The sequence below is a fragment of the Lactiplantibacillus daowaiensis genome (assembly GCF_005405085.1).
Taxonomy (GTDB): domain Bacteria; phylum Bacillota; class Bacilli; order Lactobacillales; family Lactobacillaceae; genus Lactiplantibacillus; species Lactiplantibacillus daowaiensis.
The window spans coordinates 46,959-59,866 of record NZ_BJDJ01000016.1 but is presented as its reverse complement, the minus strand read 5'-3'; the positions used below and the strand labels follow the sequence as shown (position 1 = coordinate 59,866).

Sequence of the window (12,908 nt, the reverse complement as noted above, 5' to 3'; positions counted from 1 at the left end):
CGACCATTAAAAATACATCATCAACAGACTGCCATTGAAAGATTCCGGGCTTGTTCGGATTAAACTTGTAATTTGCCTTTTTTAAAAAAGTTTTTCAAAATTGATATTAATGCTCACACCTCCCCAGCATTAAACCCTGACCTGCAAATAAGAATTGACAGGTCTCAGGTTCTTATCTATAATTAAATCTGTTGTTGTCATGGTAGCTCAACTGGATAGAGCATCCGCCTTCTAAGCGGAGGGTTGTGGGTTCAAGTCCCACTCGTGACATCCGAAAAAGACCCACGATTGAAGTTTTGTCTTCAGTCGTGGGTCTTTTGTATACTCAAAATAAATGCAACGCTACTAGGGTGCCAACCAGCACCAGGGTGGTACTAATATACCATTTAATAAATTCAAACTTAGTCGCAAACTGTTCAGTATCCATCGATCCACCACCCTTCTGGCGATTGATTGGCTTTCGTCGTTTAGGTGCCATATAGATGATACACCCTACCTTCAAGGTTTACCGTTATTTGCAACAGCTAGTTAATACGTCCTCATCCATGCTATCAAAATAGGCTCATCAAACGCTGGCCTTTACCAAAACAACACACAATCTTGACACAACCCCAAATGAAAACCTGCCCATAAAAAAATGCAACCAGCCCTAGCTAGTCGCACTTCCCTTTTAATAATTATTTTCTTGACGTTCTTCGTTGACTTGATTCTTGGCCTCAAAAGCCGCTTGTATCTCATCTTGATCAAACCCGAACTCAACCAACCCAATCTTCAAAAACACGTGCCAGGCATGCTGATAGCTTGCTTGACGGTGATCAAAGTACGCATCGTACAACAAATGCTTAATGGCTAAGTATTGTTTATTCAAATCAGTCGTTGGTTTGGCAGTTAAATCCGTCAATTCGTCTGGCGTCATCGGCATCAAATGCGTCCATTGTTGAATGGCCGCGACTAAAAAGAAGAAATCCATCGCATCGACATATTCATTCATCAAGGTTTCCCGATGGGTCTTGCCAGCATCGGCCTTCCCCTTATGAATCTTCCAAACTTTAAACCATTCTGACGTGTTCGCCATTTCAGCTAATTCGACATCTAGCGACACCATGGCATTTTGCAGCCGATCTTTAGGCTTCCAATGAATGCCTTGACGTGCCGTAATATCAGCGTCTAAGCGAATGGATTGTTGTTGTAGTTTCGTTAAATCTAACATCTAAATCCTCCAACAAATTAAGCAAATACTAATGGATCCGCTTTAATTTCAAGTGAATCGATATTTTCAAGATACCAATCGCGAATGAAGTCAAAGTGTAACAAGACATCAAACCATGAGACCCGTTGATCTGGATCGTGAACGGTTAAGACCCACTTAGCTTCCGTTGGTTTACCACCATCAAAAATATCAATCGTTAATGACCCCGGTAGCTGAATCTCAGCACCATGACCAGCTGGTGAATTTTGTAACATATAATCATGTTGCGCAGCTGTCACGAACAACTTATCAACGACTTCACCGGTTAAGTTAGCTTCACGTAATTCGTATTTAGCCGCATTATCGACATCCAAAATATTGAAGTCCACGTTAAAGCCAAAGTCATCCCGTAAGTAATGCCCAAAGTTAATCAAGGTTGCTAAAACGGTATTGATTTGGTCAACTCCGGTCCCTTTTAACAATAACTTGTTAATAAACAGATTCGTAAAGGCCCGACTATTGAACCGCAATAACCGCCGTTCCAAATGAACGTAGAACAAGTTTTCACCGGTTGTCTGTTCATGATAGTAAGCCCCACCATTTTCATTATCGACGATTTGATACAAGAACGTATAGTCATCAGATAATTCATTGAACACATGGTACAACGATTCACTGTGCGTCCGGGTATTTAAGACCGCATGTTCATCATCATGCATACTCAATAGCCGACTCATGAAGATCAAATAATAGTCTGCATTTTGGTATTGGTGTGGAAAGGTCACATAAGCTGAATCCAACTTAAAATCTGATAATGCCCGGGCAGCCTTTAATAAAGTTTCACCATCGGTCGTATCGATCAATTGATCCATCAACTCGGTAAACTTTTGCCCGTTAGCTAAACCACTCTTCAAGCCTTCATTAAACATCGACAGCTTACCGTGCGTACTTAACGTTGCCGAATCGATTTTTTGCGCTGTTTTCGTCTCATTCTCCATCAGCATTGACCTGCGCCTTTCCAATCAGCGTGGTTAGGTAGTCGACATAGAGGCTACGATTACGCTCATTAAAGTTTTCAAAACTCTTGAAGGACGTTTCAATCGCTTGCTTTTCATAAGCTAAAATCGTGTCTTCTTTAGATAAGGTCAAAATCTTAGCTTCGTTATCCTTCATCGTCGCATGGGCATTATTCGCTTGTTCATCTTCATCGGCCAACTTCGTTAATTGGTCAATGATTTGTTGCCGTTCTTCTTTAATCCGGCCAGAATCAAATAAGGAGTTCCGTTGGCCGTTTTCTTTCAATTGTTGCCGTAAGTCATCTTTTTGATGGTCCCGGTCGCCTTGGGCATCGATCAATGCTTGTAATTGATCATTATCCGCAGAGATACGTTGGATGCCATCGGTATTAAACCGTTTATGACTAGCAGCTAGTTCAAACGTTTGTTGTAATTTGTTAAATTCTTCTTGACTAAATTCAAACGCGACTTTTAAAACGTTTAATTTACCAAACCGTCGCCGATCCCACCAGTTACCGAAGTAAATTTGGAATTCGCCGAGTTGGATTTCTTCGTAATAAAAGAATGGGTATTCATGCGCCAAATAATCAATTAATTTCGTACTCAAATAATGGCTGATTGCTGGATGAACATCCGTAATCAAATTGACTTGCGCATTGCGAGTCGCATTCGGTTCTTCATTTAATAAGGCTTGATGATAGTGGTCACCATCGATCAATTCGTAGATCAACCGGTCATCACCAGCCGTAATTGCTTGGCGTAACGTTGCTAAATAGTCTAACTTTTGTTGCAAACTATCGGTTAGCGCACGCGTAGGTTGATCTTGTTCGTTTTGTTCAAGATCAGGCTGACTTTGTTTTTCCATGATAATCTCCTTGCAATCATTGATAATTGGCAAATTGCTGAATTGCGTTTCTGGTATTAATGTTACCGAAAAACCGGTCAATAATAAAGGTTTGTGCGCCTAATTTTTCAATTTTATAAAACTTTCCAGCCCTTGACCATTAAAAAGTGGTTATTCGCTCCCTATCAAGCACTGAAACACTTGCGACAGTCACCGTTCAAATTGGTTTGCCGCACAAAAAAAGAAGCCCCGTAGGACTTCTTTTCGTGTCAACCAATGGATTAATACAATTCCATGTATTGATCGCGTTCCCATTCACTAACTTGTTGGCGATATGAAGCCCATTCCAACCGTTTGGCTTCTAAGAAGCTTTGATAAATATGTGGTCCTAAGGCTTTCTTCATCGTTGGGTCAGTTTGGAATTCCTTCAAGGCGTTGTGTAACGTTGATGGTAAGTCAGCAATGCCAGCTTCACGACGTTCGTCTTCATCCATCACATAGATGTTACGGTCAACACTCTTAGGTGGTTCGATGCCGTTCTTGATCCCATCAAGCCCAGCTTCCAAAACAGCCGCAAAGGCCAAGTATGGGTTAGCTGATGCATCGACACTCCGAAGTTCCAAACGGGTTGATAAGCCACGTGAACTTGGGACCCGGATCATTGGTGAGCGGTTAGAACCAGACCAAGCCACATAAACCGGTGCTTCGTAACCAGGTACTAAGCGTTTATATGAGTTAACAGTGGGGTTCGTTACCGCAGTATAACTACGGGCATGCTTCATTAAGCCACCTAAGAAGTGGTAAGCATCCGTTGATAATTGTAATTCATCTTGTTCGCTCTCATCGTAAAACGCATTGCCTTGATCGTGGAACAAGGACATGTTCACGTGCATCCCTGAGCCATTAACACCGTTAAGTGGTTTTGGCATAAAGGTTGCCCATAAATTGTACTTGCGTGCAATCGTCTTGACGACAAGTTTAAAGGTTTGGATATGGTCAGCGGCGGTTAAAGCATCTGCATACTTAAAGTCAATTTCATGTTGGCCAGGCGCAACTTCATGGTGACTGGCTTCAACGTTAAAGCCTAAGCGTTCTAGTTCAAGCGCGATATCACGCCGACAGTTTTCGCCTAAGTCCATTGGGGCCAAGTCAAAGTAGCTCCCCTTATCGTTTAATTCAGTCGTTGGTTCGCCTTTTTCATTCATCTTGAATAAGAAGAATTCAGGTTCAGTCCCAATGTTAAACGCAGTGAAACCAGCATCACGCATGTCACTGAGGACCCGAATCAAGTTGTTCCGGGGATCCCCTTCGAATGGTTGGCGGTCGGACGTGTAAACTTCACAAATAATCCGAGCGATCTTCCCATGTTCAGTATTCCAAGGCATGATTAGCCAAGTTGATAAATCAGGATATAGGTACATGTCACTTTCTTCAATCCGGACGAAACCGTCGATTGAAGAACCGTCAAACATTAGTTTGTTGTCCAATAATTTGTCTAATTGTGACACGGGCACTTCCACGTTTTTGATGGTCCCAAATAAATCGGTAAACATTAAACGTAAAAAGTTAACGTTTTCCTCTTTGACAATCTTGCGAATGTCGTCCTTTGTATACTGCTCTTTTGCCATGCAAATCGCTCCTTAAATTGATTGACTAACTGGATGCAGACGCATTAATGAGTTGGAAATTCCGGACCATTTTTGGCTTTAAAGCCACTAATATTCAAGAATTCATCATGTAAGATACGGCGTACATCGTTGTCCGTCAGCGGACGCGCTAAATCAGCGGCCTGTTGCGCGGCTTTTTGCTGCTGCTGGGCATAAATCTCTTTAATCCCAGCCATGTTAATCCCATCAGCTAAGTAATCCTTGATCTCTAATAACCGATCAACATCGTTTAACGAAAACATCCGGCGATTACCGGCATTCCGTTCGGGATGAATCAAGTCCTGCTCTTCGTAATAACGAATTTGCCGGGCGGAAAGATTAGCTAACTTCATAACTGTACCAATTGGCAAGACAGCTAACGAACGACGTAATTCCTTTTCTTTCATGACGACCCTCCTCTTTAATACATGGTTAATATTAGCAATCTCGTATCAGAATGTCAATCATTCATGTAAGAAAATATTACATCATTTATCGAGGTATACCAATTATTTTTTAATTCAACCAACTAGCCAGCTTTTGCTTAATATTATTAAGTTCAGCCGGCTGTTCAATTAAGTTATACCAGTCAACCGTCATTTTGTTACGGAACCAAGTTAACTGACGCTTGGCATAATGACGCGAATCTAGCTTGATTTTATCAACCGCAACTGGCAACGTGCAGTCCCCCGCAAAGTAAGGGAAAAGCTCATGATAGCCAATGCCCTTACCAGCTGGCAGCTGACTGCCGCCTTGTTCATAGAGCCATTTGGCTTCATCTAACAAACCAGCCGTCATCATTTGATCGACCCGTTGATTGATTCGCTCATAGAGCTGGGCCCGCTCAGTTGTCAGACAAATCGTCCACGCGTCTAATGCCGTGGTTGCCACATCTGCTTGGGCCGAGAATAACTGGCCGCTCGTATGATAGTACTCTAATGCGCGCACCACCCGCACCGTATTTTGCGGTTCGATCACTTGGGCAGCCGCTGGATCAAGTTGATTGAGTCGGTCCCAAACCGCTTGAGCCCCTTGTTCAGCTGCAACATCAAACCATTGTTGGCGATACGCCATATCGGGGTCAGCGTCGGTGGGACCGAACTGATAGCCCGCTAGTAAAGACTGCAAATAAAAGCCCGTACCACCAACAATAATTGGCAGTTTTCCTTGGGTATTTAATTGATTGATCAAAGCGGTGGCCCGCGTGACAAATTCAGCGACCGTAAAGCGCTCAGTCACGTCTTTAATATCAATTAAGTGATGCGGGATTCCAGCTTGTTCAGCCGGCAAAACTTTCGCCGTGCCGATATCTAAATGCCGATACACTTGCATCGAGTCACCTGAGATCACTTCGCCATTGAATTGACGTGCCAATGCTAATGACAACGCGGTTTTGCCAACGGCAGTCGGACCCGCGATTAATAACACTTGATTACGCAAAAATTAACCTCCTTGCATTTGTACCCGAATGCGGTGTGCTAATCCCGGGTAATCGGTAATCAGCCCCGCAAACCGGTGGCGATAACAAAACTTCATATCACGTTCCGTATTGACCGTCCATGGCCGCAATTGGACTTTTGGCAGTAAGAGCCAATGACTGCGCACCCAGCGAATATCCGGGTGGTAGCCAATAATAATTTGTTCAGCGTGTAGTCGTTTTGCAGTTTTAAATTTTGTTTGAAATAAGCTGTCAAATTCAACATCTGGTTGCAAGGCATGTAGGCGTTCAATCGATTTGCCATAAAAACTAGAATAGACCAATTTAAATGGCACGTCGTGATGATTAAAATAATCGGCCACCATGGCTTCAATGCCGTCATAATGAATCTTATTGGTCTTGAGTTCTAAGTTAAAAATGCCCGTGAAGTTTTGGTCGATCAATAATTGGACAACTTCATCAAGGGTCGGAATCCGGGTGCCAATATAAGCACTGTCGAACCAAGCCCCAGCATCCAGCTGCTTGAGTTCCGCTAACGTCTGGTCAACGATCCGACCTTCACCATTAGTGGTCCGATCGACACGTTCATCATGCATGATAATTAAGTGACCGTCTTTTGACAAATGGACATCCGTTTCAATGCCATCAGCGCCATCAGCTAAGGCCGCTTGAAACGATGGCAACGTATTTTCTGGCCGGGTACCTTTACTCCCCCGGTGGGCAATAATTTGTGTTAACATTTTTACCACCTGAATTCCCCCATGATAATTTAAGTTATTTATATTGATATCCAACCGCAAAACAATCATAATGAACGTAAGAACTTACGAGGAGGGTCGCTTATGAAATCATTCACACGCGGTTTCTTATTTGGTGTTGTCGCAACGGCAGGTGCCGTTATCGGTTCAGTACTGTCATTTAAGAAACAGGTCGTTGATCCAATCGAAGACCAAGAAAACAAAGTTGAAGAAAACCGGAAAAAGGCATTACGGAAGAGTCGTTCCGCCCATAACGGTTAATTAAAAAAATGGTGGCATGAACAAAAAGATATTTTGTTCCGGCCGCCATTTTTTTAATACTTCGCTTTTTTGGTCTTGCCTTCCCACTTTGCATAACCAGGCTTCAAGATAAATAAATCTTTATAACCCTTCTTAGCTAACATCACCACTGCCCGCGTACTAAAACTATGGGTTTGGTCATATAAGTAGATTGGCATATCACTGCGTAGTTCATTCATTCGCATTTTCAATGCACTGAATGGAATATTACGGGCGCCTAAAATATGGCCCGCATCAAATTCCTTCTTTTCACGCAAATCAATTAATTGGGCTTTGCGCATACCCGCTTGAAAATCTTCTTCATCCAGCATCTGAGAAACTTGCCGCCGCCGAATATAATTGTATAGTGACCAACCAAAGTAAGCCACAATCAAAATTAATAAGACGATGTTAACGATCGTTAACCCGCTAATCGCACCTAAAATCACAGTATCCCTCCTAATTTCTACTTCTATATTTTACACATAACTTGAAGCCCTGTAAACCGCGGTTTCACAAGCATGCCCCAATTTTGGTAACGCCACCAACTGGGGCAACAAAAAAAGGGAGCGACCGCAGCCACTCCCCAATGTGTCTTAACGTTATTTAATTAACGATCTAGATGAAACGGGTTGCCAATGAAGCGGCCCCAATCACCCCAGCATCGTTACCTAAAACAGCTAATTTCAAAACAGTCGTGTTCCGTACAGTTGGGAACGTGAATTGTTTGAAGTAATGGTCAACTTGCTTCAATAAGAAGTCACCAGCTGCTGACACCCCACCACCAATAATAATTGATGAAGGGTTCATGGTGTTACCAACGTTACCTAAAGCTAAACCTAAGTAGTAGCTAACCTTGTCGACAACGCTCTTAGCTAAGATGTCGCCTTCTTTAGCCAAATCAAAGGTAATCTTTGAGCTGATTTCTTCACCATTATCTAAGAGTTCTTTTAACTTAGATTCGCCAGAGAATTCTTCAGCCATATCGCGGGCAACGTGAACCACACCAGTTGCTGAAGCGTATTGTTCCAAACAACCGCGTTTGCCACAAGTACACATATAACCATTTGGTTCAACGGTCACGTGACCAATTTCACCAGCGGCACCTGCTGTCCCATGTAAGAGATGGCCATCAGCGATGACCCCACCACCAACACCAGTACCTAAGGTCACAAAGACAACGTCGTTGCCGTTTTCGCCGGCACCCTTCCAACGTTCGCCCAAAGCAGCCACGTTAGCATCGTTGTCTAACGTAAACTTAATGCCAGTGCCAGCTTCGATTTGTTGCTTAACTGGTTGGAGTGTCTTCCAGTTCAAGTTGTAAGCGCCAATAACGGTCCCTGCTGCTAAATCAACAGTCCCAGGCGTACCCATACCGATCCCAACAAAGTCAGACTTATCCATGTTGTATAAGTTGATCCGGTGGTTAATTGAATCGATGATATTAGGCACGATATGTGCCCCTTCATCTAAAATCGTGGTTTCAATACTCCACTTTTGTTGGATTTCACCATTTTCAGTTAAAATAGCGAATTTAGTTGTCGTACCACCAAGGTCGACCCCGATTAATTTGCGATCCATGTTACAAAATCCCTCCATCATTCTGGTTATGCGCCGCTTTAGCTTGCGCACGTTCTGCTTCTAGCCGGTGCTCATGACTCAATACGACTTTCACGCGGGCATACATTTTGGCGTCAATGACCCCAGCTTGATACAAATGATCAACCTCGATCGCCATTAACTCAATATCCCAAATGCGTTTGCCCACGTAAACGTAAACGCCGAATTTCTTCAGTAATTGTTGGACATCGTAAAGTGTTTTCATGTGCATATCCTCGATTAATTATACAGTTTATTGCCAGTTTGTAAAACCTAATTTTAGTAACGCGACCCACGCAATCACAATTGTAATTGCGGCTAAAATCCGTTTGACTTTTGGAATCGCGCCAATCCGCGGCACGCCGACCACATAGGCCAACAAGAAGCCGCCAGCTAATCCACCAACATGGCCCCATAGATCAATACCACTTGAAAAGAGGTCAAAAATTAAGTTGATTACCGTTAACATTAAAAATTGTCGTGTCAGTTGCTGAATCACTGGGTTCTCCCAGAACGACTCCCCGACCATTAAAAACGCCCCAAATAGCGCAAAAATGGCCGTACTAGCACCGACTGATTGATCTGGTGACAACGCAAAACTCATCACGTTCCCACTGATACCCCCTAAGAGATACAGGGCCAGCATCCGCCAGTGGCCGAATAGGGCTTCAATCTGCATGCCCATAAAGTAAATCACGACGCCGTTAACGGCAATGTGCATCAAGCCCATATGTAAAAATATCGGCGTAATGAAGCGCCACCATTGACCTGCAATAATTGCTTGGTCGTTTTTAGCCCCTAAGTAATATAAGACGGCCGTAACAGTACTGCCACCTAATAACCATTCAATTAAGAAAACCGCGATCGTCACGCCTAATAAGAGTTGCGTCATCGCCGGTTGTGTGTGCCACCATCGCTTAATGTCCGTTGTTAACACCATCCTCTGCTACGATTAACTGATCTAATAAAATATCATAGGCATCGACCGGCCATTCGGCATGATCGAAGGCCATCACTTGGAAGGCCAGCGTTAACTTGACACCAGGGTAATCAGCCAAATAGCGGTCATAATACCCCCCACCAAATCCGATGCGCGCATGTTGGTCACGGCTATAGCCTAGACCAGGAACCAAAATCAAATCAATCGCTGTTTTAGCCACTGCGGTACCGTTAACCGGTTCCAAAATACCAAACTTGGTACGCGCTAATTCGCTCGTTGCCGTATACGGCATAAAGGCCATTTGACGATGTGGTAAGGTCTTTGGAATCACGACTTGTTTACCCGCTTGCCAGGCTGCTTCAATGATTGGCTGCGTATCGACTTCGATCGCACTGCTAATTGTCATTGCCACCACTTGAGCTTGTTGCCAAGCTGAGCTCGCAAATAATTGTTGTTGCAAGTTGGCATTTTGGGCCTGACGTGTGGGTTCCGATAGTTGGCTAAGTTGCGTGATTTGGTGTTGGCGGAATGCTTTTTTCTCCATTGTGGCAGCCTCCCAAATTTAAATGACTTAATAAAAAAATCTCATTCATCAACATGGATGATTGGCAAACAACCACCCATTTGCTAACAAATGAGATACCCATTGTCTGATGACAATGTCGCAGAAAAAACAACAGGTAACCCTGTTGTTATTTTGTTTCACGATGTAAAGTTACTTTACGTTCACGTGGACAATACTTCTTAAATTCAACCCGGTCCGGATTGTTCCGACGGTTCTTTGAAGATAAGTAGTTACGTTCGTGACATTCTGTACATTCAAGTGTAATGTGTACCCGCATGTTGTTGACCCTCCAAACTCATTCGCATATTACAGGGCCGGAACCCTTAACTTGAATTACTATACCATTAATAACCTAAAAATACCAGTATCAATTAAGATACTGGTATCTAAAAATCTAAATTTAATTATTTAGAATAATACTTCCAGAATTGCTTGTAGATCAACTTGGCCGTATCAGTGTTGGCAGTCCCACCACTAGAATTCATCCCTGGGAAGACGATGGCAATCGCAACCTTTGGATTATTGTAAGGCGCATAAGTCGCCAAACTCAATGTTTCAGTGGCTGTCGTGCCATGGTAAGTTTCGGCAGTCCCAGACTTAGCGGCTACGGCTGGTGATAAGCTCGAAAGCGCACTCCCGGTCTTATAAGCACTAGTCCCATGAACCACTAAATAGTACCCTTTTTGCACGATATCAAAGTATGATGATGGCACATCAATGGTGTTTAAGACGCGTGGTGTCACGTTAGTCTTAACTTTACCTTGGGTCCCATCTGAATTCGTCCCCGTAATGGCTGAAACGATATGTGGCGCAATCCGCCGACCACCGTTAGCCATCGTTGAGATATATTGGGCCACTTGGATCGTGGTATAAGCATCGTAGTTACCAAAGGACAAGTCTAACGCTTTCCCAATATTGGCTGTGTTAGAAGCCCCTTGGAACCCAGTAGCTTCACCAGGTAAATCGACCCCAGTTTTGACCCCAAGTCCAAATTCATTAAAGTAACCCCGCAACTTCGAGAAGACTGACGTTGACATCGTCAAGGCTTTCCCTGAAGCATACGAATAGTTACCTTCCTTCATGGCTAATTGCATCATGTACGAGTTAGAAGAAACTTCCATCGCTTCAGAAGCATTCAATGATAAACTCGTCCCACCAGATTTGTTGAACCAAGAACTCTTAGTGGCCGTCCCGGCTAACTTGATCGGTGTATCCGTTAAGGTGTTATTGGTTGGCGTGATGACGCCAGATTGTAAGGCACCCATGACGGTCGCACCCTTAACAACTGACCCCATAACGAAGGTTTGGTTAATCGTCCCTAAGGCATTTTCGGTTACTTTACCAGTTGATAAGTTCCGACTAGCCCCAGCTAAGGCATAGATCGCCCCCGTGCTAGGATTCATGACAACTGCATAAGCCCCTGGCAAGTATGGATTGCTGGCCCCAACTGATTTAGTTTCTGACATCATAATTTCTTGAACGGCTTTTTGGAACTTAGAGTTGATCGTCAAATCGATGTTATCACCTTTTTGACCACCATACTTCTTGATTTCTTTTTGAATAACGCCATCTTGCGTCTTCACTTCAGTTTGTGACTTAGTCCCCTTCAACACATTTTCATATTGTTTTTCAAGTTGACTTTGACCAACTGAGTCATCACGCGAGTAACCTTCGGCTAACAAGGTCTTGATGTTGTCACTTGGCAACCCTTGCTTTTCAGTCGTAACAGTCCCAAGCACACTCGTTAAGCTCGTCCCGTTTGGATAACTCCGCGTCCAGCTTGTCCCAACTTTAACACCCGGCATTTCAGATTGATGTTCACCAATCTCAGCCAATTCGGTGCTCGTAACACCCGTTGACTTGATGTTGACCGTTGACAGTGAATACGCAGCACTCATCTTGGCATAAATGGCGGCAGCATTCTTTTCAGCTGAGGTGAAGTTCTGAATCAAATTCTTTTCAACATACGTGACTTCACGGTCATACAAGACGTCAGAATCAGTCGACGTTTTGACATGTTTCGCCGCAGATTTCAAATTGGTCTTGTTGGCCAAGTAATAATCCGCTTTGTTCCGATCCGTTAAACTCGACGTTGAAACCGTCAAGTAACTCCCAAGCTTAGTGGCAATCGTGTACATCTTATCAGACGCCACACTCAACCCTTTGGTATATTGAATCGCTTGATGCGACTTGTTACCGACTAATACCCGGCCCGTCGAATCGTAGACCGACCCCCGTTGGACACTGGCGGTCGCGGTGGTATTGTTCGCTGAATTAACTTCGGTGGCGAATTTTTGACCATAATCAACTTGCAAATAAGCAAGCTGAGCGATTAAGGCCGCAAACAGTAGAAAGACCACGAAGAATAAGAAATTCAGGCGGAAAGGTATATGTGACTTATTAGGGTCACGGTTGGCAGAAATTTTTTTAAACAGTTTCAATTCTCAAGCTCCCGTTCTTAAACTTAGTAAACATTTAACAAAATTTCGTCAGATGCTACTAGCAATCCTAAATAATTGCGCTACTTATGTTATTCTAAACGATAGGCATAAAAATTTCAGCCGATATTCAGGATTTTAATGTTTTTTTGATTTTTCTGTATAATTGCTGAATATTTTAAAAAGATTGAGGTGG

The 12,908-nt window shown here is 43.4% G+C and carries 16 protein-coding genes and 1 tRNA gene; 2 read left to right on the top strand and 15 right to left on the bottom strand.

From position 1 onward, the window contains the following. Positions 1 to 196: 196 nt before the first annotated feature. A tRNA-Arg gene (locus tag FFM75_RS10215) sits at positions 197 to 270 on the top strand. A 55-nt stretch (positions 271 to 325) separates the two neighbouring features. Here FFM75_RS10215 and FFM75_RS13970 read toward each other — a convergent pair. The 8 genes from FFM75_RS13970 to FFM75_RS10180 form a co-directional block, all read right to left on the bottom strand. After that, positions 326 to 478: a hypothetical protein gene (locus FFM75_RS13970; RefSeq protein ID WP_171001479.1), complete on the bottom strand. Its 153-nt coding sequence runs from the start codon at positions 476 to 478 to the stop codon at positions 326 to 328. Between the two features lie 192 nt (positions 479 to 670). Further along, positions 671 to 1,210: a dUTPase gene (locus FFM75_RS10210; protein ID WP_137629074.1), complete on the bottom strand. Its 540-nt coding sequence runs from the start codon at positions 1,208 to 1,210 to the stop codon at positions 671 to 673. Between the two features lie 17 nt (positions 1,211 to 1,227). Further along, positions 1,228 to 2,187 (bottom strand): hypothetical protein, encoded by a 960-nt coding sequence (locus tag FFM75_RS10205; protein ID WP_137629073.1) that lies wholly within the window; start codon positions 2,185 to 2,187, stop codon positions 1,228 to 1,230. After that, complete coding sequence (locus tag FFM75_RS10200; RefSeq protein ID WP_137629072.1) at positions 2,177 to 3,070, bottom strand: exonuclease SbcC; 894 nt, start codon at positions 3,068 to 3,070, stop codon at positions 2,177 to 2,179. Before FFM75_RS10200 ends, FFM75_RS10205 begins: the two co-directional genes overlap by 11 nt. Before the next feature lie 260 nt (positions 3,071 to 3,330). After that, complete coding sequence (glnA, locus tag FFM75_RS10195; protein ID WP_137629071.1) at positions 3,331 to 4,677, bottom strand: type I glutamate--ammonia ligase; 1,347 nt, start codon at positions 4,675 to 4,677, stop codon at positions 3,331 to 3,333. A gap of 44 nt (positions 4,678 to 4,721) precedes the next feature. Continuing rightward, on the bottom strand, positions 4,722 to 5,102 hold the full coding sequence (locus FFM75_RS10190; protein ID WP_137629070.1) for a MerR family transcriptional regulator: 381 nt from the start codon (positions 5,100 to 5,102) through the stop codon (positions 4,722 to 4,724). Between the two features lie 109 nt (positions 5,103 to 5,211). After that, positions 5,212 to 6,135: a tRNA (adenosine(37)-N6)-dimethylallyltransferase MiaA gene (gene miaA / locus FFM75_RS10185; RefSeq protein ID WP_137629069.1), complete on the bottom strand. Its 924-nt coding sequence runs from the start codon at positions 6,133 to 6,135 to the stop codon at positions 5,212 to 5,214. Between the two features lie 3 nt (positions 6,136 to 6,138). After that, entirely contained in the window at positions 6,139 to 6,873 is a 735-nt protein-coding gene (locus FFM75_RS10180) for a glycerophosphodiester phosphodiesterase (RefSeq protein ID WP_137629076.1), read from the bottom strand. Between the two features lie 102 nt (positions 6,874 to 6,975). Between FFM75_RS10180 and FFM75_RS10175 the strand changes: the two genes are divergently transcribed. Continuing rightward, entirely contained in the window at positions 6,976 to 7,152 is a 177-nt protein-coding gene (locus FFM75_RS10175; RefSeq protein ID WP_137629068.1) for a DUF3042 family protein, read from the top strand. Between the two features lie 53 nt (positions 7,153 to 7,205). Here the strand turns inward: FFM75_RS10175 and FFM75_RS10170 are convergent, their stop codons facing one another. The 7 genes from FFM75_RS10170 to FFM75_RS10140 all read right to left on the bottom strand — a co-directional run bounded on the left by FFM75_RS10170 (position 7,206) and on the right by FFM75_RS10140 (position 12,715). Next, positions 7,206 to 7,619: a rhodanese-like domain-containing protein gene (locus tag FFM75_RS10170; RefSeq protein ID WP_137629067.1), complete on the bottom strand. Its 414-nt coding sequence runs from the start codon at positions 7,617 to 7,619 to the stop codon at positions 7,206 to 7,208. Between the two features lie 169 nt (positions 7,620 to 7,788). Continuing rightward, a complete protein-coding gene (locus tag FFM75_RS10165) occupies positions 7,789 to 8,751 on the bottom strand; it encodes an ROK family glucokinase (protein WP_137629066.1) in 963 nt (320 codons plus the stop codon). Between the two features lies 1 nt (position 8,752). Continuing rightward, positions 8,753 to 8,995: a YqgQ family protein gene (locus FFM75_RS10160; RefSeq protein ID WP_137629065.1), complete on the bottom strand. Its 243-nt coding sequence runs from the start codon at positions 8,993 to 8,995 to the stop codon at positions 8,753 to 8,755. 27 nt (positions 8,996 to 9,022) lie between these two features. Next, the gene (locus FFM75_RS10155) at positions 9,023 to 9,709 is read right to left on the bottom strand and encodes a rhomboid family intramembrane serine protease (protein WP_137629064.1); all 687 of its coding nucleotides are present in this window, start codon (positions 9,707 to 9,709) and stop codon (positions 9,023 to 9,025) included. Further along, entirely contained in the window at positions 9,687 to 10,253 is a 567-nt protein-coding gene (locus FFM75_RS10150; RefSeq protein WP_137629063.1) for a 5-formyltetrahydrofolate cyclo-ligase, read from the bottom strand. Before FFM75_RS10150 ends, FFM75_RS10155 begins: the two co-directional genes overlap by 23 nt. A 148-nt stretch (positions 10,254 to 10,401) precedes the next feature. Then, positions 10,402 to 10,551, bottom strand: a complete 150-nt coding sequence (gene rpmG / locus FFM75_RS10145) for a 50S ribosomal protein L33 (RefSeq protein WP_081721478.1) — start codon at positions 10,549 to 10,551, stop codon at positions 10,402 to 10,404. A 127-nt stretch (positions 10,552 to 10,678) separates the two neighbouring features. Continuing rightward, positions 10,679 to 12,715, bottom strand: a complete 2,037-nt coding sequence (locus FFM75_RS10140; RefSeq protein ID WP_137629062.1) for a peptidoglycan D,D-transpeptidase FtsI family protein — start codon at positions 12,713 to 12,715, stop codon at positions 10,679 to 10,681. Between the last annotated feature and the right edge of the window lie 193 nt (positions 12,716 to 12,908).